Source organism: Pseudomonas sp. FSO-7 (genome assembly GCF_059579345.1).
This window is the reverse complement of the sequence record NZ_CM184193.1, coordinates 1,561,015-1,585,179: the sequence shown is the minus strand read 5'-3', so window position 1 is coordinate 1,585,179 and position 24,165 is coordinate 1,561,015. Positions and strand designations below refer to the sequence as shown.

Sequence of the window (24,165 nt, the reverse complement as noted above, 5' to 3'; positions counted from 1 at the left end):
AAGCCCGCACGCGGCGGGCTGTGGATAAATGGTGGAGTCAGTGTTTGTGATTCGGTGTGTTGCCAGTGGTGTCGATGATGCTGCCGCCGCCGTTGATATCGCCCGTTACCTGCAACGGGCCGTTGATCAACACATTGCCGGTCAAGGTGATATCGCCTGCCGTAGCGTTGATCGCACTGTCAGTAACGACCACTTCGGTTCCGCCGACTTTGATGGTCACGGTACCGCTTGGCACGGTGATGGTGTAGGTGCTGGCCTGCCAGTCGTAGACCAGCGAGCCACCATCATCGAAACGCCACACTTCGACGTGGTCGCGGTTGTCTGGTGGTGCACCGGCATTGCCATACAGACCGGGGATAAACGTGCCCTGCGCCACTTCCCCGCTGGCACTTACCAGGGTTCCTTGCTCGCCCATGCTGGGCGCTCGCCAATGACGGGCTTTACCGGCTGCGATACTGTGCCAACGCACCCAGGCACTGACCCAGTCCCCATCCGACACCCGACATACAGGCGGCGAAGCTGTCAGATCTAACGCGACCACATAACAATCCTTCACCAGACCAGCCAGCATGCGGTCATGCTGCGCACTGGGGTAGCTCATGCCATCTCCTCCGGTGTTTGATAGCTACCTTCGCTACCAGGGCCCGTGTCAGGGCTGAAGCCCCAGAGCAAGGTACCCGGTGGCTGATTCGGCCACGGCCACTCTTCTTCGCCCAAGTAAATAGTCTGGGTCCATTCAACGACCCAGACCGCATAGCCATCCAACTCGGGACGGGTCCAGTCCTGGGCGGCACGGACAAACTCCGCGGGATCAACTTCCAGCCCCCATGTCTGGATACGCAACAGCACGGCCATTTGTGCGGCGGCAAATGCCGCTTTCTGCTGGCATTCGGCATCCTCACCGCCAACGATGAAACGCACCTCCAAACGCGCAACCAACGCCGTCTCCCCTGTTCCGGGATCCCGGCCGGGTTCCAGCTCGACCAACTCAATCACCGCAGCGGGCAAGTCAATATGATCGGCCATGTAGGGCATGGTCCGCACGCAGGCCAATCCGGGAATCGCCTCAGTGATATGAGCCTCGACGGCCTGATACAAAAACTCAAGACTGAAGTCAGACACGGGCAGATCCTCGCAGATACTTCTGCAGTTCAAAGTTCAGTTCCTGCTCCAGGATCTCAAGCAGGCGCTGGTGAGCCCGATTGGTCCATGACTCGAAGTGCGGCCGGACGTCCTCCAGGGATATCTTGGCCTTGGCAAGTGGAAAGCGGCTGTCGTTCTCCGAGATCCAACCCGAGCTTGTCCCACCACCGCCAGACACCTCACTGTCGGGATAGTCACTGGCCTTGAAGTGCTTGCTTGCGGTTCGAATCCAGATATCTGGCCGGCTGCCGTAGACCTTCTTGAAAAACGCTCCCTCATATCGACGGCCTGCTACCGAAACACCCGACCGTGATTGTCGTGGTCGACCCGCACGGCTGGCCTCAATCGCATTGATACCGAACCACAGCTTGCCCTGACCGTTTCCGGAGAGCGGATAGGCCCGCAAGCGCTGCCGTACAGCAGACACAGCGATGCGCTCCTGCCGGCTGACAGTGCGGGCAATGTGAGTTCGCAGCCACCGCAACGTCTTGTTGATGGCCCGGCGCTGTGCAGCTAAGGAAGCCTTGGGCACCAGCGCAGCGAAGTCAGCAAACGCTTTCAGATCCGACCGATCAGCCTGCAGGGTGATCATGCCGCTGCTGGCCGACTGCTTGACATAGCTGCCGACGCTCATGGGGATTTCCTCAGCACCAATGTCACCAATCCATCGCCGCCGGGCTCCGGCCTGACGATGATGTAATTACCTCCACCGTCATGCACCGGCAGGTCGACCACGACCTGCTGCCGCTCAATGACGCCCTCGGCATCCGATACCCGAATCACCAGGTGCGGCTCGCGCAGGCCGGTGTTAATCCGGCCGAGTTTGGGTTGCAACCAGGGAGCGGAGAACATACCCAGGACCGGGCGACCTTCGATCAGAACCGGGTCGCCGAGGACATCGAACACCGTGTTGTCCAGGTCGCCGACCAGCTCGCGAAAGCTCATGATCAGAGTTCCAGCAGGATCTGAGCACGGGGCCGTGTGCACAGGTGCAGCGGGTTGGATTGCGCCTCGCCGGCCACACCCTTGTTGAACGGCAACGGCTCCAGCTTGCTGTAGTACGGAATGCCCTGGGTATTGACCGTTTCCATGTAGTCAGCCGGAGCGAACACCGAGATGTACAGGTCCGGCACGCCTTCAGGAACCAGCAGCGCCTTGTCATCATGGACGAAGGCCACACCGGCCACCTTGCCACGGTAGCGCTCCCAGACGATGCCGCCGAACTCGAAACTCTCCCGAGCGTCACCGCGCAATGCCGCCGCTTGTTGCGTGGCGATGTAGGTTTCCTTGACCGACTTGTGAACGATCAGCTTGTTCCAGAAGTTCTTACCGCAGAAAGCACGGGAGCCGGTGCTGGTGACACTGCCCAGCGCGTCCTCCTGCATGTCCAGCGCCTCCCCGCACTTGACGCGCAGTTCGGTGCTCGGGTCGTTCAGCCCCATGGACATTTTTTGTCGGGACACTCCGAAAGCAGCGTGGAGATCCAGCAGTGCTGTCGAACCGTCGGCATCCAGAATCAGGCCGTTGAGTGCACCCATGCGCTGAAACTCGTGCGTGGCATCCAACTGGCGGCGCGCTTTTGCCAGCCGGGTATTCACCACGTCCTGTACCGCTTGCAACTCAGTGCGAGTGCCAAAGGCCCGAATGCCCTGGATCTCGTCGGCCTTGATGGTGAAGCGTTCCGGCAGGTGCACGGTATTGAAAGGAATCATCTTGCGTTTGCTGGCACCGACCACCAGACCCGAAGAACCGCGCTCACCCGCAGGCACCAGGGCCAGGGTGTCGCCATCCTTCTCAATTTGCACTGTCAGGGTAGCAACGCCCTCTTCTTGAAACAGGCCGAGGCTACTGATGCGGCCCGGCAGATAGGGTTGTTCGTTGATTGCGGCGGTGAGCGCCGGTACGGCAAACGCTTCGTCGTCAAAAATGGCGATATCGGCCATGAGTACACTCCAGAAATGAAAAAACCCGCTCTGGGCGGGCTTGGAAACGAGGGGATCGACTCAGCGGACGATCAAGAAATGCGCGGCCAGGGCTTTTTCAGCATCCGGGTCGAGGCCGGTCAGATGGACCTCGCTCACCTCCGCCAGACGCACCACGGCTCGTGCTCGACGTACCACGTCGGATTCGCCAAGCGGGCCGAAGAGGATCGCCACGGCGGTTTGCGTGCCGTCTTCGGCTATCGGGTCGTAAGGGGCGAACTCGCCCGTGGCAGTGATCAGCCCGAGTACTTGCCCTGGATTCAAGGCTGGGCCTGCCGCGACGTTGATCGATTCACGCGAGATGTTCCCGGCACCCTCGGACAGGAGGAATTCACCGGCGTGCATCGGTTCCAGTTTGATGGTCATGGTCTTGCTCCTTTCGAGGTATTAGCGCTACCTGACTGCGCCGCCTGGCGGGCTGCCCAGATAGAGGTGGGGTCGGGTTGTTTGGCCTGGACCTTCGGGGCCGGGTCTGCGTTGAGCGGTAGGCTGTTGTCGATCTCAAAGCCTTTGCCGCTGCCCACCAACTTGTCGAACAGACGCGCTCGAACCGAGGCGGCATCCAAACCGGCCGCGACGTACTCGGCGCTGAACTCAGGCAGTCGTGCGGCAACGCACAGATCGTTTACGGCCTTGGCGCGGGCCAAGCCCGCCAGGACGATGGCCTCGCTTTCCAGCTTGGTGGAGTTGAGCAGTGGCTCAATCAGGTTGCTGATGCCATCCGCCGTACAACGCTGGGTGATCATCAGAGCCAGCTTGGCCGAGTTCGCCACAGGATGCTCCTGGGGCGGATCAGTAGGATCAGGCTCCAGCTCGATATCCGGCTCAGGTGGCTCGTCCAGTTGGGCGAGCAATTCAGCTGGGGCATGCTGGTAACGCTGCAGCACTGCGCCTTGCCCCAGACACGCCTTGACCTTCACCCCGTCGCCCACCTCATCGGCCAGCCCCAGGGCCACCGCTTCGTTGGCCGTCAGCCAGGTTTCCGCCGCCACCAGACGCCGAAGCTCGGCTTCGTCGATGTCCGGCGCCTTGGCCTTGTAGGCCGCGATGATGGCCTCCATGGTTTGATCCAGGACGTCGGCCACCTTGCGGAAGTCTTCGGCGTCCCCTGCCGCGTAGGTCCATGGGTTGTGGATCATCAGCATGGCGTTGGAGGCGATGACCACGCGGTGCGCACCACAGACCGCGACACTGGCCGCGCTGGCTGCCAGGGCATCGACACGGCCGGTGCAACGCTCGCCCAGGCGAGACAACGCGTTGTGCATCGCCAGACCATCGAACAAATCGCCGCCGATGCTGTTGAATGCCGCGATAACCGGCGAAATGCCGTCGTCCATGGCGCGCAGATCCTGCACGAACTGATTGGCGGTGATGCCCCAGGTGCCGATCTCGCCGTAGACGAACACTTCAATAACCCGCTCATCGGCTTCGCCGCTCTCCTGCATGGCGTACCAGGTCTTGTCCTGGATGTTCACCCGCTGGCCGGCTCTGTTGTAAATGCGCGGAAGCGCTGGTTTGCTCATGATTGCTCCTTGTCGTCCGTAACCTCGACGGCTTCGTGCGTGTTGTAGTTGAGGCCCAACGCCTGGGCTCTGGCGTTGTCGGCTGCGTTTTCTGCATCGACTGTTTCGGCGTCGTAACCGGTGCGGGTGACCATCTCGCTACGTGAGGCGAAGCCGGCCTGCACTTCCATACGGCGGGCCTGCACGTCCTGGACGGGTTGGATGTAAGCCCAGCCTTGCGGCACCCAGCGTGTGCGCAGGTATTCGCGGCGCCGTTTGGCGTAGTCGTCCAGCACCAAGGCACCGGACAGGACCGCCATGTCCATCCAAGCGGCACGGATCGGGCGGCAGAGCTGATGCACATACACGCCGAATTGCAGTTGTTCCAAGCGGCGCCGGAACTCGTTCAATACGACGCGCAACGCCCGGTCATTCACTTCACGCATGTCACCGGTGAGGATCTCGTATGGCGTGCCGGTGCCCGCCGCTGCTGCCATCAGTTGTTGGCGCATGAAGTCGGGATAGTTGTTGCCTGCGTCCGGTGGCTTGGAGAACTCCACCTCCTCTCCCGGCCCCAGCTCCTGCATGGTGCCGGGCTCCAGCGCGACCATGGGCGTGAAGCCGTCACGGTCAAAGCTCAGCGGCTCACCGGTAACGGGATCCCTTGGCACGGGGCCAGATTCCGGCGCCGGGCGGCTGATAAAACCGGCGAACAGGTTTGCTACTTCCTGCCGGAACAGTACTGCGTCGTCATAGTTATCCAGGCTACGCAGGCGCTTGAGCACGGGAGACAGGCGCGGTACACCGCGCAATTGCCCCGGCTCTACCGGTTCGAAGATGTGCAGCACCTGCGATGCCGGCACCCGTACCAACTGGTTGTAACCAGCGTTCAGCGATACGCCGTCGCGGGGGTGCGACAGATACATCCAGTAGGCCACCCGCTTGCCATCCGGACTGAACTCGATGCCAGCACGAATGGCGTTGCCGGTGCGCGTGGTCTCGAATTTGTCGTGGGGTACGAACTCCGGCGCGAGGATCTGCACCTGGAGTGGCACCGCCAGCCCCTCGTCCAGGCGCCGTGGTCGTAAGCGGACAAAGCATTCGCCGGAAGTCTCGACGGTGCGAGCGACCAGCGCCTGCTGCCCATAGAAGTCGGTGTGCTCATCGGCGTCCGACTCGTCCACCCAGTCATCCCATAGCAGCTGCAGCAGCTTGCGAAGCGCATTGTCTTCTGTGTTCGGCCTGGGCGTGATGCCCGTGCCGATCAAGTTGCTGACGCGTTTGTCGATGACGTTGAAGGCATACGGGTCGTTGCGCACCGCCGCCCGGGACCGGCCGCGCAGGTTGCGCAGTGCCGGTGTGTTGATGCTGTTGATTCCGTTATCGGGTGCATCCCAGCCAGTGGATCGGCGGCCCTCTCCAGCGCCTTCGTAACTGGCCTTGATGTTCGACGGCAACAAGAATCCGCTACGGCTGAGCGTCGGAAAGTGTCGGGCCATCAGACTCCTTTGCCTCCGTGATAAAGCCGGACTACGCGGGAGCGCGGCCCGGCCGAGTTGACCAGAGAGGTGCGGATCTCGTCGCGAGCCTTGATCAGCTCGTCGACGGTGCGGTACTCCACGGTGCGGTCGGTGTAGCGCACGACTTTCTCACCGCGAGCGATGGCCGCCTCAACCGCGTCGAGGTGCTTCTGTGTAAAGGACATATCAGCGTCTCTTCAGATAGCCGCTAGTGGAGCTGCGGCGTTGAGGGGGTGGTGCAGCGGGTCGTGGTTGAGCCGCTTGAGCGACAGGTTGTGGTGCTGGTTGTGGCATGGCCGCCGGAACAGGCTGAGTGACTCGTTCGCCCTGCACGGGCTTGATCCCCAGCGCGTCATCGAACAACCCGGCCTGTGCCAGGGCCTGACGGACCCGCTCCCAGTCGTGTTCCTTGTAGCGGTTGATACCCAGGTAATGCGCCATGGCAAGGCAGTACACCATCAGGTCGAGGGCTTCGTTGCGCTCGGCCTTGCCCTTGACCCATTCGATGCGTTTGTGACCCCGCACATATCGGGCGACCTTACGTTCGGCCACGCACTGCGCGAAGAAGTCGTCCGGCAGGTCGCTAGCAAAGTGCAACGCGCCCGGACCGGACTCGAACGGATAGCGGTTGTAGATCCAGTCTTTCGCCGTGTCGGTACCGACAAACCACAGCTCCGCACCGTTGCGTTCGGTCTGGCCTTTCCAGGTCACATCCACCATGGATGGTCGCTGGGCAATCACCGGCTTGCCGGGCTTGCTCGCGCCTTTGATGGCGAACACGTTTCGCCAGCGGCGCACGCGGCAGAACTGATAGACCTCGTCGGTGTGATGGCCACCGGAGTCGACAGCCGTTGCCAGAATGCCCAGGCCAACGCCGCACGGATGCCGGTATTTGGCCTTGAGCAATTCATCCAGCGCCGCCCAGGTGCGATCATCTGCCGGGTCGCCTGCGACGATCTGGTAGTCAATGACCCAGCGCTCCATGCCGACGCCCCACCCCATCGCCATGAACTCCAGGCGGTTGGCCTGGACGTCAACGGCGCCGGTGATCATTAGCACGCCGGCCGGCATCGAGCCGAGGGTGAAGTTTTCCAGGCGTGCCCGGTGCTTCAGAGTATCGGCCTTGGTTTGCTCCTGGGCGCTGTCCCATACCTTCGCCAAACGGGTGTTGTAGAACACCTGCATCGGTTCAAGGTCGCCCTTGGCCTGGGCTTTTTTGGCCTTTTCGAACTGCTTGGCGAGGGACTTCCAGTCCATCCAGCCGAGCGGTGAATACAAGGCGTTGAGCGTAAACCCCACCGTCTCGCCGTCACCCTCGGCATGGGCGCGCCATTCGCCTTTGGCGAGCATCTCGGCCTTGTGGTACTCCTCGATCAACACGTCACAATCAGGGCCTGCGCACTGGTAGTGCACCACGCTGAAGTCCCGCGAGTAGTGCAGGCGCTCCCATTCCAAGGTCTGCATGTGGCCGCAGGTGGGGCACGGGACGTAGTAGTGACGCTGGTCGCTGCCCTCGAACAGGTCGGAGATCCGCGAGGCACCTTTGATGGTTGGCGAACTGGAGAAGTAGAACTTGGCATTGCGACCGAAAGTACTGCCCCGCGTTTCCGCCAGCTCGATGGGGTCGCCCTCCTCCCCGATGTCCACTTCCCAGCGGTCGATCTCATCGCCGTAAACGTAGCGCGCCGACAGCTCCGAAAGGTTGGCCGCCGAGCCGGCTGTAGTGACGTACAGCGAACCGCCTTCGAACTCCTTGGTGTCCATGGTGTTGCGTGAGTCCCGCGAGCGGCTGGAGGCCACCCGTTCGCGCAGGACCGGCGTGGCCTTGATGGTCTTGCCAATCCGCGAGGAGACCCGCTTCGCCAAGCCCAGGCTCGGCAGCAGCGTCAGGATGTTCGACGGCGCCATGTGGATCAGGCCGCCGATCCAGTTCAAGGCGATCTGGGTTTTCATCAACTGCGAGGCAACCATAGTCACCACGCGTTTGCTGGGGTGAGCCGGTGACAAGCAACGCATGGGTTCGCGGGCATACGGTGTACGCGACGTGCGGTACTGGCCGGGCTCGGCGGCGCCGGTGTCACGCGGGATGCGCATGTATTCGTCGGCCCATACATCGATCCAGACATCCGGGTCGGGACGCAGCCCACGGAAATACGCCTCGCGGTACACCTCTGCACCGTCAGGGATTTCCGTGGGCATAGGCTCAACTCGTGTTCAGGGCGTGTTCAAGGTCCGCCGAGGACAGGCGCTCCGCGTCCTCCAGCGTGCGGCGCAAGGCCGCCGTCAGGTGCTTTTCGATTTCCCAGGGGTCGGTCATCACCGCCAGCTCCGGCGCCAGTTGTGGCGGCATGCCAAACAGCTGATCGCGCAGGAGGCGGCCAGCGTTGTAGGCGCCCAATTTCACAGCGGGCAATGCGACCAGCGATCCCTTGGCTTTGTGCAGCTCGATTTCCGCGAGCTGGGCCAGGTTGTGCTCGCGCAGAGCGCGGGCTTTCTGGAAATCGGGGAGCTGCCCCGCAGGGATGTTCGCGGGCGGCGGCGCAGCCATGGAAGTCGGCTCGGCCGAGGTTGAGAGATGGCCGTACACATCACGCTGGATCCGGTCCTGCTGGTGGCGCTCGGCAACGGCGGCTTTGCTCGGGTCGGCGGTGTCGCGAATCAACGCTTCGCTGGCCTGAACATCGACTTGTTTGCCGTCGGCACTGAGCACCAGCCGGTTGTTGTTTTTCAACCAGGTGATGTAACTCGGTGCCCTGCCGATCCGGGCCGCGAAGGCGCTCTTCGACAGGTACTGTGGTTCTGCCATGAGCCCTCCTTTCAACGGCTTTTCAATGCAGACCTTTCAATTTCAACGGGTTGAATTTCAGTAAGCTGGCAACCCTGCCGCTAACGCTTTCCCGCGGGTTTGCGACCCCGTACCCCAGGAAAAACGGCAGGGTCCCCGGCGCCAAAATCACCCTTGCCCGCCAGCGGTGGGTGGTGCCTCGGCTACACCCAGCCGCTTGGCGGCCCAGCGTTCGTAAAGACCGATGGCAACATCAGCACCGGCCATCGCCGTCAGGCTTCCCAAGGCGCCTGCTGTCCAGAGCGACATGCCGGCGGCGATCATCAACATCATCGCCGACACCCCGCAGACAACGCAGCCACCGGACCGCAGTGCCAAGCGCCTCAATAACACCCAGCCCCGCGCCCCGTCCTTGTCGGCCCGCCACATCTCCCCCGATACGCCACCGACCAAGGCCAGAAGTATCACTAACCAGATCGGCATTTCTGCCAGCGCTTGCTGCTCGTTCGTCATTGCCCCGCCCCTTAAATGCAAAAACCCGGCGCAAGGGCCGGGTTTGGTGTGTGGTGACTGCCGCTTTATGCGGTCGCACCTATCGAAGATGAGTACTTTTTACAGGTCGATTCCGGTGGCAGCAAGCCTGTTTTAATGCCACCCGGTGAATGTCTGGTGAACGCCTAGGCAATGTCGGCGAATATCTTTATTCCGGCTTCCAGCGCCTGCGGCGCTGTCCTTCCTGTCCAACTATCTCGGGTCGAAGTAGGACAGCTACAGGCGCCTAGAATCGGGGCCTGCCCCACTGTCCTACTTTATTTACCCTTCTCTCCCGTAAAAGAGAAAAAGCTAAGAGCACGCGTGCGCGCCATGGGCGCGTATGTGCTCCCGCTGCGCTCACACATGGGCGGGACGTGCGGGAAGGTTGGACAGTAGGACACACCAACAACAACGCGGCCCGCGCTTGTCCAACTGCATCAAGCGGCAGTGGGACAAGGCGAACCGGTTGGACAGCCACGGACGCAGAAAGGATCAAGCAGCAATCCCCATCAGCAACCAATAGATGCACAGGTGCGCTTCATGCAGACGCTGGTAGTAGGTGTCGCGCCCGCAGCCGCAGTGGGCATACTTCAAGCGCATGTCGGAGTCCTGGTTACAGTAGTGCTCTCGCACGATTTGCACATGCAGAGGATCAAGGTGTTTGGTCACGATCAGCTCAATATCCAGCGAACCTTCTAAGGGCGCCCGGAACGCACGTCGACCTCGAATCAACTGCCCATTGCTCTCCATCATCATGGCAACCATGTTCCCACCGGCGAGCCCGCCCGCACTCAGGCCGCAATGCAGATCCTCGGCCCATTTGCGCAGACGCGCATCAATCTCCTTAATCATCGAAACATGGCTCCTCGACCGGCTGAACTTTCAGGTTCGATGCCCTGCCCCAATCTTGTGGCTTCTTGTAGCCCCAGGGCCGGACGCCGCTCTTAGGCAACGCGGGTAGCCGGACCTTGCGCCAACCCAACCGATGCATGATCGCTCCAACGCGCATCTGTTCTGGCTTGCCCCAGTGGCCGTAATCCAGCTTCAACGCCCCCAGGAGAATGTCGGTGCCGGTTGCGGTCTCGCCAATCTGAGACTCTTCGAGCCAAGCCAGGATGGGGCCTTCCCACTCATCCACCACAAAGCGCTCTTCCTGGGCCTCGGCGAACAACGGAGCCTCCTCCCGATTGACCCACCAGATATCGCCGGACTGATAGCAAAACATCGCCTCGGCCCACAGCTGGTCGCGGATCTCGCGCAACTTATCCAGCTCAACCTTGGTACAGGCGACCGGCCAATAACGCCGGTTGCCGGTGGCGTCCTTCAGGTATTCGTCCTGGTTCGTCGTACCCACGAAAACACACTGGCGTGGCACGTCCATCGTTCTGCGGCCATAGCTTTCGCGATAGGTGTCAGTCGAGGCGGAAAAGAACTGCTTCGCCTTGGTGGACTCGGCCTTGTTGAAGCTGTCCAGCTCCCCCAGCTCAACGATCCACTTGCCGCGAATCGCCTGGAATCCATCCTTGTCGCCCAAAGCGAACGGGGTATCCATAAACCAGTCACCGCCCAATACCGACATGGCCGTGGACTTACCAGCGCCCTGCGCACCTTCGAGGATCATCACCGAGTCAGCCTTGCAGCCCGGCTGCATCACCCGGCCGACTGCCGACACCATCCAGCGCTTACCTACCTTTGAGCTGTAGTCCGAAGGGGCAACACCCATGATGTCCGTCAACCAGGTATCGAGCCGTGGCACTCGGTCCCATTCCAGGCCATTGAGGTAATTGCGTACCGGATGAAATGCGTTGTCATGAGCAACAACGCTCACCGCCTCGATCACGCTGCTGGCCTTGACCCGCAAGTTATATTGCTGGGCGAGCCACTTCATCACCAGCATGTCGTCAATGTCGGCCCAATCGCCGACGCCGCCGCCATACGGGGCAGCACGCAGCTTGACGATCTTGGAGCTGAAGGCGCTGAAGCCAATCACACCGGACCAGCGCTCATCGTTGCTCAGGATCAGCTCGACATTTTGCATATGCGCAATCAACATGCCATTTTCGGTCCGGGCCAACCAGTCTTTCCAGCCACCCGCTGCAGGAGGCTTGACCACTGCTAACACCTGACGGCGCACCGCCTCCAAACCTTCCGCACAATGCAGGTCGTTGAAGTCGGTCCACTTGTCCTCCCGCTCACCCGAAAAGATCGGGCCAACGACCTGACCACCCACAACCGTAGCCGCGTTGTTGGCCTTCTCTTCACCTGGGTTCCAGGGATCGCCATTCGGGCGTTTGGTTTTCCAGTCATCGTCACGACAGATGATGATCGGGCGCCCCGGGAAACGCTCACGCATGATCTTGGCAACAGCCAGTAAATTGCCCGCATCAAAGGCCACCGCGACCGTGAGCGAGGTCGCCATATGCAGGCTTATGCCGGTGGCATATCCCTCGCATTCAAGAATCGGCTCGCCCGGCTCCGGGTGCGGACCGATCAAAAGAAAAGCCCCCTCCTTCGCCATACCGTAGGGCCAGTATGATTTGTCGCGGCCGGTGTCCTCTTGCTTCTCGGGGAATATCACTTGTAATCCGACGATCTGGTCCCGAGCGTTTTGCATGGGCACCAAAACCGCGCCGGAGCGCGGGGCATAACGAACGCCGAGACCCACGATCTGCTTTCGATCCAGGTAGGCGCTACGACCTTTCTCGGGCATCCGCTTGAACAGACCAGCGGCACGGTTAGCCGCTCGACGGGCAGCGTTGGCAGCCTTCTCAGCGGCCTTGCGCTTGGCTTCCTCCTGACGAGCGCGCATGACTTCACGCTCTTCAGGAGTCATCCGGCCGGGCTTTACCTTGATCTTGTGCGTTTCCCCTGTACGCCAATCGCCGAACGCACCAAAGATCAGGGTTTCGCCCTTCTCGGTGTGGTGCTCGTGTAGAACGTACCAGCCGTTTTTCTCTTTGCCCTTATCCAGGGCGGTCTTGCATCGAGTCAGCGTGCCGTAAATCAGCGGCTGCGCGGGCTCCAGACCGAAGTCCGCAAATTGATTCAGCACGTCATCGAGCATGACGAGCCTCCCGCATCTCGTCGATGGACTGACAGTTCACACACTGCGTGCAGCCCTGCTGGGCCAGTCGCCGTGCCTCGGGGATCGGATCGTCGCAGGTTTCACAGAACAACAACGAATGCCCAGGCAATGCCGGCTTGAACGCACTGCGAGCAGCAAGCGCCTGATCGATGCGCTCCTGCACCAGGTCATTGGCGAAATCAGCAATGTCAGCCACGGCCGTCACCCCGCGTTGTGTGGTTGACGTACGTGGCGCGGTTAAACAATCCCAGCAGCCCCTGGATACCTCGAAACACCTGCAGACGGATCGCGGCCAGCTCGTGGTCGCTAACCACACCATCGCCAATGCTCTTGGCCCAGGTATCGGCCAGATCGGCCACCTGCCGAAAATACTCTGCAAGACCGATGGTCAGGGTTTCCGGCATGTCAGTGGTGTAAACCTCAGACAGTTCGTGCCAGATCGTATCGCCGACCAAGGCATGCACCGCGTCCAGGATGCGTCTGTCCTTGGTCAGCTCGAGGATCTCGCCAAACTCTTGAATGTTTACCGAGTGGCTGGGGTGCGTGGGGGACAGCTTGTGCTGCAGCGTGGTGGGGTTTCGTCCGGTAGTGGCGGCGATTGCAGCGGCGCCGCCTGGGTAGTCCCGGGCGGCATGGTAAAGCGCCAGATCGAGCGGCAGGACTTCCCGCTGTGCTCGTTCGACGCAACTCAGAGCGATTCGGCTCATGGCATTAATCCTTGAAAGTTGCCAGTGCCGCGCGACATGCAGTGGTGATACATTTGCCGCGTGGCTTGAAAGGGCCCAAACGCCGGATAGATCTTAGGGATCGACACCGGCACCGTGCCGGGGCGAACAATCCGTTGTTCATCCCTGGCGCAACAGCTGCCCAATCTGTGGTGGAAAAGGCAGCAACACCAAGGCTTCCGAGCCTTGGGAAAGCGCGATAAAGGGAGGTGGTTTGCATGTGGTGTGCCCGCCTACCTTTATCGCGACCCGACAGCGCTGTGGTGGTGCGTGTCGGGAGGAACTGGGCGACCTTTGGGTCGCCTTTTTTCTCACTATGCGACGGCTTTATGAGGAGCCGAAACAGTCAGTAACCAGGATGCTTGAAACGCATTGCCTTTCTGCTTCGCAGCTACTGCTAGCTGCTCAGCATATTTTGTTTCGCCGGTGTAGTCCGTACGCGGCAGGCATCCAGCCCGACGCCATTTGTTCAAAGCCTGATAGCTTCGATTGCATATCCTTGCGGCGGCCCCGATACCGCCTACAGCTTCAAAAGCGAAAGCTATCGCGTTCGGAAAATCTGCTGGATCCAACATAGAAGCTCCATTTATCAACTCAAGGTTGATGTTATAGATCAACTGACTATTGCGCAACCTTTATGAGACTCTCAACCCATGGTTGATAAAATTTCTCTCCGCGCAGCTTTTAGCGAGCGCCTTCACGAAGCCTTGAATGATGCCGGCGTGCGCAGCCGTGGTAGAGGCGTGGATATACATCGCCAACTGAAAGGTCTTGGAGTGGAGAAAACCACTCAAGCCGTTAGCAAATGGCTGAATGGCGAAGCTGTGCCCGAACCAGATAGCATGGCTGCGCTCAGCTCATGGTTGAAAATTCGACGGGAATGGCTGGAGTATGGAATCGGGCCAAAGGAGCTGATCGGTGAAAGTAGCGCGAGTCAATTTGCTGCCGCATTTACGAGCAATGTCAGCGAAATAAATCACCGTTTTGGGAAGGTTCCGTTAATTTCTTGGGTTCAAGCAGGAGCCTGGAGTGAGGCGATCATCAATTTTGAATCATACGAGGCCGATTACTGGATTTCTTGCCCCGTGCCGATTAGCCATCATGGTTACGCACTTAAAGTTCTTGGCGATTCGATGACGAACCCCGGGCCCGGACGTAGCTACCCCGCCGGCTGCATTATTTTTGTCGACCCTGAGGCGGAAACCAAGACAGGCGATCGTGTAATCGCAAGAGTTCCACGTACCAATGAGGCGACATTCAAAATATTGGTAGAAGATGCCGGACGCCAATTTTTGAGACCGATAAATCCACAGTATCCAATCATCGATATAACGGAAGAGACGCATATTTGTGGAAAAGTGGTAGGCTCCTTTATTCCAGAGTAGATCACAACTCAGGATTAACGCCCTTATTGAGCAGTTTCTTTGCCTCAATATAAGAAGCGCAACTCTTCAAAAAACTTAGACAAAAAAATGAATATTTTTCTTTTTCACTTGCAAGAAGTTCTATTTGGTCGACAGCTTCCGAAATCCTCCTTAGCCTATTAATTTTTTTTCGTTCTGTATCCGCCCCCCTGAATTCAGCCAAAGCATCTTCTAAACTTCCAGCAAAGCAATATAAGCTCACCAATATATCCGCACGGGGACGCCACAAGCGAACGGTATTCAAACCACAGACTTCAATAGTTTTCATACCAATAGTTTTTTTTGGAGTGTCGAGGACTTTCAGCTGCAACCCATCAAAAGAAAAAATTAAACTTGGATCATCATCATATGGGTTAATGATCGGTTCTAAACCGGTATCATGAAATAGTTTAGTACCATTACACTTGCGGCATGACGGCAGAAAATTTACCCACTCAAATGTTAAATCCGGATAGATTGACTTTGGCTTGAAGTGCTCTACCTCTACATTACCTCCCTCAGCAGGAATACATTCACAAAAAGCGCATTTCCCATTAGAACTTTCCACCAATGCGTCCTTTATATCTTGATGGCGATAGTTGGCAGTTAGGGAAGCCTTTTCCAGATCTGGTATATTTTTATAAGCACCATACTTATCAATAGCCGTTTGCAGTTCAGCTAGCCATTTTTCCTTGCTACTAACTAAAATTGCTGGCTCGTCTTTTCTAGTAAGTTTAATCATTGTGTGCAACCATTAGGGATGCCAAGCGCGCATTCAACACCGTAACAATTGAATCGCTTGGATGACTTACTTTTGAAAGCTCTAAAATCGCGGCTTTCAAACCTTCAGTAGACCTTTTTTCTATCTGATCCAATGCTTTCGCCACCAATTCCTCATGAAGCTTGTTCTCCAGACTACGTACATCCATGATCTCTACAAGAATCTGATCAGTATTCCATCCAGCATATGAATTTGAAGTTGGAGTGATATCGCAGATTAATGGGAACGGGCCAGACGGCATAGCGATAACTTCATTAGCTCTGGCAGAAGCAAGAATATGAGGAGAGTGAGTTGTCACTATGAATTGCAAGCTTGGGAAGATGGACTGAAGCGCATCACGTAGTGTCAGCTGCCATTCAGGATGCAAATGAAGATCCAGTTCATCAATCAATACGACTCCCTTCGCCTCTTTTACACTACGGTGCCCTTCTTCATTAACACTTTCAACCCATTCAAAAATATTAGCAATTATCGAAAGAACTGCCTGATAGCCAGAGGAAAGCTCTTCTAAATAACATAAGCGTCCGTAGACGGAAAACACCGGCTCGTGATCTCTTCCGATTTCCTTAAAAGTAAAACAGCTCTCAAATGGACCTATCACCCTTAGGTTTTCTAAAAGATGATTCCAATTGAGCCTTTCCTCTACAGCCCATTCCTTATCAATAATGAAATATCTATTTACTAGCCACTGCTTAATATCTGGATTCCAAGAGCCCTCGAGGGAATTCGGGGCTTTAGAAATATAATCCATTCTGCTCTGCTCTTTATCTTTTTCCCGAGCCATACCCGCGAGCGTTTTATATTGTATGTTCCGGTAAGCCCCAATGAACAGCGGACAATATTCCCTCAAGGTACTGCTCGCATTAGAACTATCTAAGGACTCCCGTCCGTTCTCAACAGGCGGCACAACCCATGCTTTCAGCCTCGTATGTCTATATCTACTTTTATGGAAGGACCCCTTATTCAGCCCTAGCCGGTATTTATTTTCTGCGCAGGTCATATCGACCCAAAAAGCCGAGCCCTCATCAAAACGCGAGTTAGAATCAGTCCCATTAAAACAATGCGAAATGCATGTCAAGATTGAAGTTTTTCCACAGCCATTCGGCCCGGCTATAAAGTTAAATCCCTTGTTAAAACTGATGTTAAAGCGGTCAAACTGACGCACGCCACTAACATGTAATTTCTCTATATAGACATCATTCATAATAGCCTCCACTGCAAGCCCTTGAGTCTTGTCGATCAGCGTGCTCACGTAGCACAGAATTGAGCATACGAATGATGGCCATTAAAAATGATACGTACAAGCATCGAAAGCGCAACCAATGGTTGTTGACTTATGTAAACTATTGGTTGATATTGTGCTCACTCTTCCACCACAGAGCGAGACGATACCATGCACACCACTGCATCCCTACACATCCACCCGGCCGTTGCCGACCTATCGCGCATCTTCGAAGTAAGGCGACTCGCACATAGCCACGGCTGCCGCTTCATCCCATCCAAGCCAAAGTCACAAGCCCGTACGGCATCAACTCCATTCGATCCGAACGGAGGCCGGGCAGCATGAGCAAATTCAAAATTGGCAACCGCACGCTTACCTTGCTCAGTGCCCAGGTGAACATAAGCGGGACTTTCAACCACACCTTACGGTCAACGCCTCGCCGCGATGTGTTGGCGTTTCGGTTGACAGTTGAACGCAACAAGGCGGACAGCACCTTCACCATTGAGCTGGGATCAGCGCGCCACACGCTGACCTTGCCCAACACAAAAAAAACACACCTGACGCTGGCAGATTTCATTGAGGAGATCATTAACGGCCCTTTTGACCAAACTGGCGAACCCCACTCGGTACGCCATGCTGAACGCGAGTACGGCGCTTTCAGTACACAACAGCGCGAAGAGGTTTACAGACTGGTTTGCACTGGGGGATTTATCGACCTAGACCTGGGCTTTCAGCTGCCGATCCGGCTCGCCGTACACCGAACACGGACACGCTCTGGGATCACGGTAGTCATGAGCATCGGCGTCAAAAGCCCACGCACCAAATGCTTCACCGTGTACGGCACCGACGCCGAGATGTACGAGCAGGTTTGCGAATCCATCAACCACCTGGCTGCGCTGGCGACACCCGCCGCGCACGCAGCTTAAGAGGTATGCCATGGAGCGCAATCTCGAAAAGACCGCCAAGCACTTCGGCCTGACCCGCCCCGCCCTGATCAAGCTCATGCGTGAGAAGGGTCTGCTCACCGACCGCAACCTGCCGGCGTTCCCCGTCCGCGACCGTGAATACCTTCGGGTCAAGGACAGCAACTGGTACCACGACACGCTGGGCATGCAGTACAGCCAATCGACACGCGTTCGACAGGCCGGCATCCCCTGGCTAGCGGAGCAACTGGGCCTCGACCTTCCTGCCATCCCGGCAGACAACCGTGACGTGGCCTAGGGAATACGCCCGCCAGATCATCGCCCTACGCACCCGAGAGGAGCGCAACGCCGCGCTCCTTGAGGTGCCGGAGCATCTGCGCGAGCTGACCAAACGCCATTGCCTGAATGCCTGGAATCACCCAGCCCGAAATAAACGCATGGAGAGCCCAAAGCCTCATGACTAGCCAGCCCCAAAACCCGCTGCGCCTGATGCCAGCACCGGAAACGGCTACCGTCGAGCTGCTGTATCGCACCTTCGGCGACGTGCTTATCCCCCTCGAAAAGCTGCGCGTGCAGTACTTCCGCAACCTCAACGAGCAGTCGTTTGCAGCCGAAATCACCAGCGGCCGCATTCAACTGCCCGTGACCACGCTGGACAGCAGCCGCAAGGCACCGAAGTACGCGCACATCCGCCACGTCGCGGCACTGATCGACATCCAGGCCTACAGGGCCGACGAAGTCCACGCGAAGGCCCAGGCCGACGCAACCGAAGAAGCCTAACCGTAACGGCTGCCACCACCAGCCACCCACACCACCAGGAGCACACCACATGTCTGCAATTCAAATCTGCGCATTGATCGGCCTGATAGTCAGCGCGGCCCTCATCTACTGGACCGGCTACCGAGGCGGGCTGATTGACGGCCGCGTCGAAGGGATCGAAGAGGGCACGAACGACGAACGCGCCGCCAACGCGAAAACCATTCGTGAGCTGGAGGCAGCCCTCCAATTCATCCGCGCCGATCACAAGCACCTCGCAGCCCATGCGAAGCGGCTGAAAGAAAGCCAAGCCTTCGGCCCTCGAGAGCGCCAAACGCTTATGCAGATCGCCGAAAAACTGAGGCTGGCCTCTGACACCTTCCGCGCCATGAGTTCGAAGGCACAGGCACAGCAGGCGCTCGACCTGCGCGAAAAAGCACTGGGCATGGCCGCTCTGCTGGATCAGGTCAAAGTGGAGGATGCAGCATGAGCCGTCATTGCCCGATGCTACGCCTCTCACCTCAAGACGCCGGCGTGCTGCACCAGCAACACGCCAAAGCCACCGCCGAACTGCGCGAAGTGACTCGATTCCGCAAAGAGTTTGACCGACAACTGTCGCTGCTGATCGGCTATGAAGCCCTGCGCAAGCTGCACAAGGATACCCAGAACGCCCTGCTGCTCGCCGACCTGATCAAGGAGGCAGCATGACCTGGATCCTCACCCAAACCGGCAAACGCTTTGACCTGTTCGAGCCGTACGCCGCCATGATCGACCCGCGTGACATTGCTCACTCGCTGGCTCACCTGTGCCGCTTCAACGGCCACACCCGCGAGTTCTACAGCGTGGCCCAGCATAGTTGCTTGGTTGCGGATCTGGTGCCGACCGAGCACAAGCTCGCCGCCCTCCTCCACGGCGCTACCGAAGCCTACATCGGCGACATGGTGCGACCGCTCAAGCATTGGATGCACGCCTACCAGCATGTCGAGTCTTGGATCTGGGAGTGCATTTGCACCCGCTTCAGCATCGATCAGGTCATGCCGGCATCCGTCACCCAAGCCGACCTGATCGCCCTGGCCACCGAACGCCGCGACCTGATGCCACCCGACCCGGCCACCTGGGATTGCCTTGTCGGCATCGAACCCGCGCCAGAACGCATCCGGCCGTGGTCACCCACCGAAGCCCGGCTCACCTACCACCAGCGCCTGATGGACCAACTCGCTATCGAACACCGGAGGAAAGCGGCATGAAGCAAGTACAGAACCACACCCCATCCCAGGCCGCTTTGCTCCGCAGCGCTAGCAGGGTCGACGCGCCTGTAAAAAACAGCCTCTGCTGCGCAGCAGCAGGCATTACTGCTCTTCCCAGCAGCACCGCCGAGGCGCTTATACCCCACGAAAAGCTGCGCGGGGCAGCGCACACTGAAGCAACGCTAATCGCTCAGGATCGCCCGCTCGCGCAGCCTGTCGTGGGGTATACGCATGGAGGCTGGGTATGACAGCCTTTTCCCAAACACCACTAAGCACTGCCGTCATTACACAATTCGGCCTCGATCTCATGGGCAAGATCCGCGTCGACCTGTTTGCCGGTGGCGGCGGCGCAACCATGGGCCAGGAAATGGCTACGGGCAAAGCCGTCGATATCGCGATCAACCACAACCCCAAAGCCATCAGCATGCACAAGCGCAACCACCCAGGCGCAGAGCATTACATCTCGGACGTCTATGAGGTGTGCCCCCGAAAGGCGACACGAGGCCGCCCCGTCGCACATCTACACGCAAGCCCCGAATGTACCCATCACAGCCTTGCCGCTGGAGGTCAACCACGCAGCAGTGCCAGCCGCTCTCTGTCATGGGTCACCGTCAAGTGGGCCGGGCAGGTCAAACCCGACCTCATCACTATGGAAAACGTCTGGCAGATCCTGCAATGGGGCCCCTTGATTGCTAAGCGATGCAAAACCACCGGCCGGGTGATTCGCCGCGATGGGAGCGTGGCCGCACCAGGCGAGCGCGTTCCGGTCCAGGATCAATACCTGGTGCCTGATCCGAAACGAAAGGGCAAGACTTGGCGCCGCTTCCTGCAGATCCTCAAGAACATGGGTTATGACATTCTGCATGGAAAGCTCAAAGCCTGTGATTTTGGCGCCGCGACTACACGTGACCGCCTTTACATGGTAGCTCGATGTGATGGTAAGCCCCTGTATTGGCCGGAGCCGACCCACTTCAAGACACCCGCAAAGGGCCAAAAAGCTTGGCGTAACGCAGCCAGTTGCATCGACTGGTCGATCCCCTGCCCGAGCATCTTCCTGACGAAAGAAGAAGGCCGGACCGCTGGTGTTCGCCGGCCATTGGCAGGCAAGACTATGGAGCGCGTGCGTAAAGGTGCCCATCGCTATGTGATCGATCATGCCGATCCGTTCATCGTAAGCGTCAACCATGCAGGCAACGACATGGCGCGATGCCAGTCCGTGCAAGATCCAACCAAGACCATTACCGGCGCGCATGGCTTCGCCCTGGTGACACCACAAGTCGCGCCTTTCCTCACAGAGCACGCCAATGCGACATCCCAGCGAACCATGCCTGCTGATGCACCGTTGGGGACCATCTGCGCGCAGGTCAAGGGTGGGCACTTTGCGCTCGCCGTGGCCTACATCGCACAACACAACGGTGGCTTCAACGAAACGCTGGGGCGGCACCCAGGTCAGCCTCTGACAGCGATAACCACCACGGGCAGCCAACAACAGTTGGTGACCGCTAATCTGCTCACCCTGCGCAAGAACTGTGTGGGCAGCGCAATGGATGAGCCGATCTCAACGATCTGTGCCGGCGCAGAACATCACGCGCTGCTCGAGTACACACTCGCACCAGACGTGGAGGAAGGCGCTCTGCGCGTTGCCGCTTTCCTGATGGGGTACTACGGCACCGACAACATCTACGACCTGCGCGATCCGGCCGCCACGATCACCACACGGGATCGGCTGGCCCTGGTTACCGTGGTGATCAAGGGCACGCCATACGTCATCGTCGACATTGGCATGCGCATGCTGACGCCACGGGAGCTTTACCGAGCCCAGGGCTTTCCGGACAACTACGTGATTGACCATGGCCACGACGGGCGGAAGTTCAGCAAGAAAGACCAGGTACTGATGGTGGGTAACTCTGTATCACCATGGCCGATGATGGCTCTGATCGGCGCCAATACAGATCGGGCCGATTATGAGTTGATAGAGGTGGCGGCATGACCACCCTTGATCGTTATTTGAAGGAGGTAGAGGTACTTGCGGTAACGTCGCTCTCACACGCCACACTCTGGCGTGAAGTGAAAGCAAAACGGTTCCCAGCTCAAGTCCGTATCTCACCAGGGCGAGTCGGCTGGAGAGCATCAGAAATTGCATCCTGGCAAGCGGATCCAACGGATTGGCAAGTGAAGACAGCAGCTTGAATTCAATTGCAGTGTTGGACAAAACAGTGCGGAGGCGCTACATATGGCCTTCGCATTTTTATGTTCGGATAGCCTTATGACAAGTGAAACCATAGTCGAACCTACCGAGGTTTTATCGCAATCTTTCGCTGAGTTCCTAGAGGCCTCCCCACCAAATCAGATAGCGCACATCCATGACTTAATGGAGTTGAAGTGGAATGGTGGCAGCCAGCACTATTACTTAAAAACACCTGAAATACAGATTCATTGTTCAGAAGAATCTTGTAATGGCGTTCGTTTTCATCGCTGCATCGATGGAGATAGAACTTCAATAAGAGCGGAAACCACAACTAATTGTTTCATAAGCTATCGCTGCTCAAACTGCCAAAAACATAAAAAAATATATGCCATTACGGCTTACAGAGAAGACCAAGAATATAGCGGAACCTTGATAAAGTATGGTGAAAATCCGGTATTCGGCCCTCCCGTTGCAGCAAGACTACTAAAACTAATCGGCCCTGACAGAGATAATTTTTTAAAGGGCAGAAGGTGTGAAAATCAGGGTTTGGGGGTCGGAGCATTTGTTTATTATCGGCGTGTAGTAGAACACCAAAAAAATAGAATATTTAAAGAAATCGTAAAAGTATCTGAAAAAATTGGCGCTCCGAAAGAAAAGGTAGACATCCTGAACGCCGCTCTACTGGAAACCCAGTTTACAAAAGCACTAGACATGGCAAAAGATGCGATGCCCGAAAGCTTACTTATTAACGGCCACAGCCCACTGAAACTTTTATACAGAGCATTGAGTGACGGAATCCATAATCTTTCTGATGAAGACTGTCTAGGCTACGCGGCCAGCGTTCGCGTGGTGCTTGGCGAACTATCAGACCGCTTGTCACAGGCTCTTAAGGACGAAGTAGAAATCACCAACGCCCTCAATCGATTATTGACGCCGAAGTAGAAACTACAGTGCCTAACCTGCATCCTTGTTGATTTTGGCCTCTGTTTCCAACCATGAGGCCCAAAGATCAAGGGCGGTCAGTTTTTCTTTAAAATAGTCGTAGCGGTCATAATGCTTTGATGAGACATCTGAAAACGCATGCCCTTGGATGCGGTCCCGAATTTCCTTGCTAATGCCCGCTACGCCCATCAAGGTTTTACAAGTCCTGCGGATATCCCTAAGAGTGAACGGCCCAGTGAAACTATCTTTATTCCTTGAATAAAGCTTAGTGACTGCTCTCGATAGCGAATTAGTATGTATAGAATCGTTTAGGTCCTTGCCAGCGAATGGATACGGATCGTTGGCGGTGATCATGGATAATCGTTTCAAGCAGGCCAACGCCAAATTATTAAGCGGCACCACATGCGCGGTGCGCTCCCCCGCTTTGCCTTTTGCATCCCTAATCAACATGTGATCCTTGTGGTACATACTCCGGTCCGAGGCCAGCAACTGGGTGGGCCTCTGGCCCCCCGTTGCGATTAGAAACTTGATTAACTCAGATGTCACGATACTAAGTTCTTCCGGCAGCAAGTTCCAAAGCGTGCCCAGCTCCTTAGCCGATAGCGCTCGCTCTCCCGGCTTCTCCCAATCCTTCTGCACCGGCACGCCGGCTACAGGGTTGTGCTTCAACCCAAACTGAACTCCGTCCTTCAGATAGTCTCGAGGATTATTTTCCTGATTGAGACCGTGCTGAAACGCCGCATGCAGCCGGGCTCTGACTCGATTAGTAAATGTTGTCACCCCATCCTGAATCATCTTCGACAGAATTTCTTTGATGTGGCCAGGCTCAACCAGGGTAGCCGGCAGCTTCGCGATCTCAGGATGTGGCTCAGTGACGTACTTTTTGAACGACCATTTAACATCATCGTGCGAGGCCGCGTCCTCGGTCTTCAGCTTTGAAACATAGGAGTCGAGGAGCAGTGAGAGCGTACCACCTGAAGTAACAGTTTTGGCTGCCTCACTGCACAACAACCGTGCCTCAGACAATGACAAATCCGGCCAATTGCCTAGCTTTTTTCGGCGGATTTTCTGCTGGACATAACGAACATAGTAAAGCTCTTTGATTCCCGTGGTTTTAACCTTGACGACAAGCACACCGCTGCCGCGTGAACCACGCTGATCAGAGCGCGTGTAGTCGGTCTCACCAGGTTTCATTGATCGTATCTGTTTGTCTGTTAGCATCACGTATGGTGTCTGTTCGGGGTGTCTGTTAGCCGGAAATAACAACAGATTACCTGATATGCAATGAGACTAAAACACCAAATTAAATCATTGTTTTATAAGCATTTTTAGCACGCAAAAGGACGAAATAAAATTGACTGATATTCCACGCCATACAGCTTCCCAAGCTGATAACGAGGGTTCGATTCCCTTCACCCGCTCCAATC

General features: G+C 57.3%; 30 protein-coding genes. 10 read left to right on the top strand and 20 right to left on the bottom strand.

Going from position 1 to position 24,165, the window contains the following annotated elements; all coding sequences use genetic code 11:
- Positions 1–37 precede the first annotated feature (37 nt).
- The 17 genes from AC515T_RS06945 to AC515T_RS06865 all read right to left on the bottom strand — a co-directional run bounded on the left by AC515T_RS06945 (position 38) and on the right by AC515T_RS06865 (position 13,851).
- Positions 38–601, bottom strand: coding sequence for a phage baseplate assembly protein V (locus tag AC515T_RS06945; RefSeq protein ID WP_496531919.1), 564 nt, complete (start codon positions 599–601; stop codon positions 38–40).
- Positions 598–1,128: a hypothetical protein gene (locus AC515T_RS06940; protein WP_496533086.1), complete on the bottom strand. Its 531-nt coding sequence runs from the start codon at positions 1,126–1,128 to the stop codon at positions 598–600. The genes AC515T_RS06945 and AC515T_RS06940 overlap by 4 nt, the downstream gene beginning before the upstream one ends.
- On the bottom strand, positions 1,115–1,777 hold the full coding sequence (locus tag AC515T_RS06935; protein WP_496531918.1) for a hypothetical protein: 663 nt from the start codon (positions 1,775–1,777) through the stop codon (positions 1,115–1,117). The genes AC515T_RS06940 and AC515T_RS06935 overlap by 14 nt, the downstream gene beginning before the upstream one ends.
- Entirely contained in the window at positions 1,774–2,088 is a 315-nt protein-coding gene (locus AC515T_RS06930; RefSeq protein WP_496531917.1) for a head-tail joining protein, read from the bottom strand. Before AC515T_RS06930 ends, AC515T_RS06935 begins: the two co-directional genes overlap by 4 nt.
- 2 nt (positions 2,089–2,090) lie before the next feature.
- Positions 2,091–3,086 carry a major capsid protein gene (locus AC515T_RS06925; protein ID WP_496531916.1) on the bottom strand — a complete coding sequence of 332 codons (996 nt, stop codon included), beginning with the start codon at positions 3,084–3,086 and terminating at the stop codon, positions 2,091–2,093.
- Positions 3,087–3,146: 60 nt separating this feature from the next.
- A complete protein-coding gene (locus tag AC515T_RS06920) occupies positions 3,147–3,491 on the bottom strand; it encodes a head decoration protein (RefSeq protein ID WP_496531915.1) in 345 nt (114 codons plus the stop codon).
- A complete protein-coding gene (locus AC515T_RS06915) occupies positions 3,488–4,648 on the bottom strand; it encodes a head maturation protease, ClpP-related (protein ID WP_496531914.1) in 1,161 nt (386 codons plus the stop codon). The genes AC515T_RS06920 and AC515T_RS06915 overlap by 4 nt, the downstream gene beginning before the upstream one ends.
- On the bottom strand, positions 4,645–6,126 hold the full coding sequence (locus AC515T_RS06910) for a phage portal protein (protein ID WP_496531913.1): 1,482 nt from the start codon (positions 6,124–6,126) through the stop codon (positions 4,645–4,647). Before AC515T_RS06910 ends, AC515T_RS06915 begins: the two co-directional genes overlap by 4 nt.
- The gene (locus AC515T_RS06905) at positions 6,126–6,332 is read right to left on the bottom strand and encodes a phage head-tail joining protein (RefSeq protein WP_014339651.1); all 207 of its coding nucleotides are present in this window, start codon (positions 6,330–6,332) and stop codon (positions 6,126–6,128) included. Before AC515T_RS06905 ends, AC515T_RS06910 begins: the two co-directional genes overlap by 1 nt.
- Before the next feature lies 1 nt (position 6,333).
- Positions 6,334–8,346, bottom strand: coding sequence for a phage terminase large subunit family protein (locus tag AC515T_RS06900; RefSeq protein WP_496531912.1), 2,013 nt, complete (start codon positions 8,344–8,346; stop codon positions 6,334–6,336).
- A 4-nt stretch (positions 8,347–8,350) separates the two neighbouring features.
- Positions 8,351–8,953: a terminase small subunit gene (locus AC515T_RS06895; protein WP_496531911.1), complete on the bottom strand. Its 603-nt coding sequence runs from the start codon at positions 8,951–8,953 to the stop codon at positions 8,351–8,353.
- A gap of 147 nt (positions 8,954–9,100) precedes the next feature.
- A complete protein-coding gene (locus AC515T_RS06890; protein ID WP_134923547.1) occupies positions 9,101–9,445 on the bottom strand; it encodes a phage holin family protein in 345 nt (114 codons plus the stop codon).
- Between the two features lie 513 nt (positions 9,446–9,958).
- Positions 9,959–10,318, bottom strand: coding sequence for a PA0613 family protein (locus tag AC515T_RS06885; protein ID WP_496531910.1), 360 nt, complete (start codon positions 10,316–10,318; stop codon positions 9,959–9,961).
- Positions 10,311–12,530, bottom strand: coding sequence for a VapE domain-containing protein (locus AC515T_RS06880; protein WP_496531909.1), 2,220 nt, complete (start codon positions 12,528–12,530; stop codon positions 10,311–10,313). Before AC515T_RS06880 ends, AC515T_RS06885 begins: the two co-directional genes overlap by 8 nt.
- Complete coding sequence (locus AC515T_RS06875) at positions 12,520–12,747, bottom strand: TraR/DksA family transcriptional regulator (protein ID WP_496531908.1); 228 nt, start codon at positions 12,745–12,747, stop codon at positions 12,520–12,522. Before AC515T_RS06875 ends, AC515T_RS06880 begins: the two co-directional genes overlap by 11 nt.
- On the bottom strand, positions 12,740–13,258 hold the full coding sequence (locus tag AC515T_RS06870; RefSeq protein WP_043042002.1) for a phage regulatory CII family protein: 519 nt from the start codon (positions 13,256–13,258) through the stop codon (positions 12,740–12,742). The genes AC515T_RS06875 and AC515T_RS06870 overlap by 8 nt, the downstream gene beginning before the upstream one ends.
- A 332-nt stretch (positions 13,259–13,590) precedes the next feature.
- A complete protein-coding gene (locus AC515T_RS06865; protein WP_496531907.1) occupies positions 13,591–13,851 on the bottom strand; it encodes a hypothetical protein in 261 nt (86 codons plus the stop codon).
- A 78-nt stretch (positions 13,852–13,929) separates the two neighbouring features.
- Between AC515T_RS06865 and AC515T_RS06860 the strand changes: the two genes are divergently transcribed.
- Complete coding sequence (locus AC515T_RS06860; RefSeq protein ID WP_496531906.1) at positions 13,930–14,661, top strand: LexA family protein; 732 nt, start codon at positions 13,930–13,932, stop codon at positions 14,659–14,661.
- Position 14,662: 1 nt separating this feature from the next.
- On the opposite strand, the gene AC515T_RS06855 is transcribed toward AC515T_RS06860, so the two are convergent.
- Positions 14,663–15,421, bottom strand: coding sequence for an HNH endonuclease family protein (locus AC515T_RS06855; RefSeq protein WP_496531905.1), 759 nt, complete (start codon positions 15,419–15,421; stop codon positions 14,663–14,665).
- Positions 15,414–16,664, bottom strand: a complete 1,251-nt coding sequence (locus AC515T_RS06850) for an AAA family ATPase (protein ID WP_496531904.1) — start codon at positions 16,662–16,664, stop codon at positions 15,414–15,416. The genes AC515T_RS06855 and AC515T_RS06850 overlap by 8 nt, the downstream gene beginning before the upstream one ends.
- 359 nt (positions 16,665–17,023) lie before the next feature.
- Between AC515T_RS06850 and AC515T_RS06845 the strand changes: the two genes are divergently transcribed.
- The 9 genes from AC515T_RS06845 (at position 17,024) to AC515T_RS06805 (ending at position 22,738) form a co-directional block, all read left to right on the top strand.
- The gene (locus AC515T_RS06845; protein ID WP_496531903.1) at positions 17,024–17,608 is read left to right on the top strand and encodes a hypothetical protein; all 585 of its coding nucleotides are present in this window, start codon (positions 17,024–17,026) and stop codon (positions 17,606–17,608) included.
- Between the two features lie 10 nt (positions 17,609–17,618).
- Positions 17,619–17,903 carry a phage antirepressor KilAC domain-containing protein gene (locus AC515T_RS06840; protein WP_072348346.1) on the top strand — a complete coding sequence of 95 codons (285 nt, stop codon included), beginning with the start codon at positions 17,619–17,621 and terminating at the stop codon, positions 17,901–17,903.
- Between the two features lie 158 nt (positions 17,904–18,061).
- The gene (locus tag AC515T_RS06835) at positions 18,062–18,385 is read left to right on the top strand and encodes a pyocin activator PrtN family protein (RefSeq protein WP_496531902.1); all 324 of its coding nucleotides are present in this window, start codon (positions 18,062–18,064) and stop codon (positions 18,383–18,385) included.
- 49 nt (positions 18,386–18,434) lie between these two features.
- The gene (locus AC515T_RS06830; RefSeq protein WP_496531901.1) at positions 18,435–18,851 is read left to right on the top strand and encodes a hypothetical protein; all 417 of its coding nucleotides are present in this window, start codon (positions 18,435–18,437) and stop codon (positions 18,849–18,851) included.
- Positions 18,848–19,069 carry a hypothetical protein gene (locus AC515T_RS06825; RefSeq protein ID WP_496531900.1) on the top strand — a complete coding sequence of 74 codons (222 nt, stop codon included), beginning with the start codon at positions 18,848–18,850 and terminating at the stop codon, positions 19,067–19,069. The genes AC515T_RS06830 and AC515T_RS06825 overlap by 4 nt, the downstream gene beginning before the upstream one ends.
- Positions 19,066–19,608, top strand: coding sequence for a phosphohydrolase (locus AC515T_RS06820; protein WP_496531899.1), 543 nt, complete (start codon positions 19,066–19,068; stop codon positions 19,606–19,608). Before AC515T_RS06825 ends, AC515T_RS06820 begins: the two co-directional genes overlap by 4 nt.
- A gap of 244 nt (positions 19,609–19,852) precedes the next feature.
- On the top strand, positions 19,853–21,598 hold the full coding sequence (locus AC515T_RS06815) for a DNA cytosine methyltransferase (protein WP_496531898.1): 1,746 nt from the start codon (positions 19,853–19,855) through the stop codon (positions 21,596–21,598).
- A complete protein-coding gene (locus AC515T_RS06810; RefSeq protein ID WP_464710687.1) occupies positions 21,595–21,798 on the top strand; it encodes a helix-turn-helix transcriptional regulator in 204 nt (67 codons plus the stop codon). The genes AC515T_RS06815 and AC515T_RS06810 overlap by 4 nt, the downstream gene beginning before the upstream one ends.
- A gap of 43 nt (positions 21,799–21,841) precedes the next feature.
- A complete protein-coding gene (locus AC515T_RS06805; RefSeq protein ID WP_496531897.1) occupies positions 21,842–22,738 on the top strand; it encodes a hypothetical protein in 897 nt (298 codons plus the stop codon).
- A gap of 12 nt (positions 22,739–22,750) precedes the next feature.
- Here AC515T_RS06805 and AC515T_RS06800 read toward each other — a convergent pair whose 3' ends face one another.
- Positions 22,751–23,959: a tyrosine-type recombinase/integrase gene (locus AC515T_RS06800; protein ID WP_496533085.1), complete on the bottom strand. Its 1,209-nt coding sequence runs from the start codon at positions 23,957–23,959 to the stop codon at positions 22,751–22,753.
- Positions 23,960–24,165: the final 206 nt, after the last annotated feature.

Excerpts from the sequence above, each read along its gene's own strand:
- AC515T_RS06945 (WP_496531919.1), bottom strand. The coding sequence starts at position 601 with ATGAGCTACCCCAGTGCGCAGCATGACCGCATGCTGGCTGGTCTGGTG.
- AC515T_RS06935 (WP_496531918.1), bottom strand. The coding sequence starts at position 1,777 with ATGAGCGTCGGCAGCTATGTCAAGCAGTCGGCCAGCAGCGGCATGATC.
- AC515T_RS06930 (WP_496531917.1), bottom strand. The coding sequence starts at position 2,088 with ATGAGCTTTCGCGAGCTGGTCGGCGACCTGGACAACACGGTGTTCGAT.
- AC515T_RS06925 (WP_496531916.1), bottom strand. The coding sequence starts at position 3,086 with ATGGCCGATATCGCCATTTTTGACGACGAAGCGTTTGCCGTACCGGCG.
- AC515T_RS06920 (WP_496531915.1), bottom strand. The coding sequence starts at position 3,491 with ATGACCATCAAACTGGAACCGATGCACGCCGGTGAATTCCTCCTGTCC.
- AC515T_RS06915 (WP_496531914.1), bottom strand. The coding sequence starts at position 4,648 with ATGAGCAAACCAGCGCTTCCGCGCATTTACAACAGAGCCGGCCAGCGG.
- AC515T_RS06910 (WP_496531913.1), bottom strand. The coding sequence starts at position 6,126 with ATGGCCCGACACTTTCCGACGCTCAGCCGTAGCGGATTCTTGTTGCCG.
- AC515T_RS06905 (WP_014339651.1), bottom strand. The coding sequence starts at position 6,332 with ATGTCCTTTACACAGAAGCACCTCGACGCGGTTGAGGCGGCCATCGCT.
- AC515T_RS06900 (WP_496531912.1), bottom strand. The coding sequence starts at position 8,346 with ATGCCCACGGAAATCCCTGACGGTGCAGAGGTGTACCGCGAGGCGTAT.
- AC515T_RS06895 (WP_496531911.1), bottom strand. The coding sequence starts at position 8,953 with ATGGCAGAACCACAGTACCTGTCGAAGAGCGCCTTCGCGGCCCGGATC.
- AC515T_RS06890 (WP_134923547.1), bottom strand. The coding sequence starts at position 9,445 with ATGACGAACGAGCAGCAAGCGCTGGCAGAAATGCCGATCTGGTTAGTG.
- AC515T_RS06885 (WP_496531910.1), bottom strand. The coding sequence starts at position 10,318 with ATGATTAAGGAGATTGATGCGCGTCTGCGCAAATGGGCCGAGGATCTG.
- AC515T_RS06880 (WP_496531909.1), bottom strand. The coding sequence starts at position 12,530 with ATGCTCGATGACGTGCTGAATCAATTTGCGGACTTCGGTCTGGAGCCC.
- AC515T_RS06870 (WP_043042002.1), bottom strand. The coding sequence starts at position 13,258 with ATGAGCCGAATCGCTCTGAGTTGCGTCGAACGAGCACAGCGGGAAGTC.
- AC515T_RS06865 (WP_496531907.1), bottom strand. The coding sequence starts at position 13,851 with ATGTTGGATCCAGCAGATTTTCCGAACGCGATAGCTTTCGCTTTTGAA.
- AC515T_RS06860 (WP_496531906.1), top strand. The coding sequence starts at position 13,930 with ATGGTTGATAAAATTTCTCTCCGCGCAGCTTTTAGCGAGCGCCTTCAC.
- AC515T_RS06855 (WP_496531905.1), bottom strand. The coding sequence starts at position 15,421 with ATGATTAAACTTACTAGAAAAGACGAGCCAGCAATTTTAGTTAGTAGC.
- AC515T_RS06850 (WP_496531904.1), bottom strand. The coding sequence starts at position 16,664 with ATGAATGATGTCTATATAGAGAAATTACATGTTAGTGGCGTGCGTCAG.
- AC515T_RS06845 (WP_496531903.1), top strand. The coding sequence starts at position 17,024 with ATGAGCAAATTCAAAATTGGCAACCGCACGCTTACCTTGCTCAGTGCC.
- AC515T_RS06840 (WP_072348346.1), top strand. The coding sequence starts at position 17,619 with ATGGAGCGCAATCTCGAAAAGACCGCCAAGCACTTCGGCCTGACCCGC.
- AC515T_RS06835 (WP_496531902.1), top strand. The coding sequence starts at position 18,062 with ATGACTAGCCAGCCCCAAAACCCGCTGCGCCTGATGCCAGCACCGGAA.
- AC515T_RS06830 (WP_496531901.1), top strand. The coding sequence starts at position 18,435 with ATGTCTGCAATTCAAATCTGCGCATTGATCGGCCTGATAGTCAGCGCG.
- AC515T_RS06825 (WP_496531900.1), top strand. The coding sequence starts at position 18,848 with ATGAGCCGTCATTGCCCGATGCTACGCCTCTCACCTCAAGACGCCGGC.
- AC515T_RS06820 (WP_496531899.1), top strand. The coding sequence starts at position 19,066 with ATGACCTGGATCCTCACCCAAACCGGCAAACGCTTTGACCTGTTCGAG.
- AC515T_RS06815 (WP_496531898.1), top strand. The coding sequence starts at position 19,853 with ATGACAGCCTTTTCCCAAACACCACTAAGCACTGCCGTCATTACACAA.
- AC515T_RS06810 (WP_464710687.1), top strand. The coding sequence starts at position 21,595 with ATGACCACCCTTGATCGTTATTTGAAGGAGGTAGAGGTACTTGCGGTA.
- AC515T_RS06805 (WP_496531897.1), top strand. The coding sequence starts at position 21,842 with ATGGCCTTCGCATTTTTATGTTCGGATAGCCTTATGACAAGTGAAACC.
- AC515T_RS06800 (WP_496533085.1), bottom strand. The coding sequence starts at position 23,959 with ATGCTAACAGACAAACAGATACGATCAATGAAACCTGGTGAGACCGAC.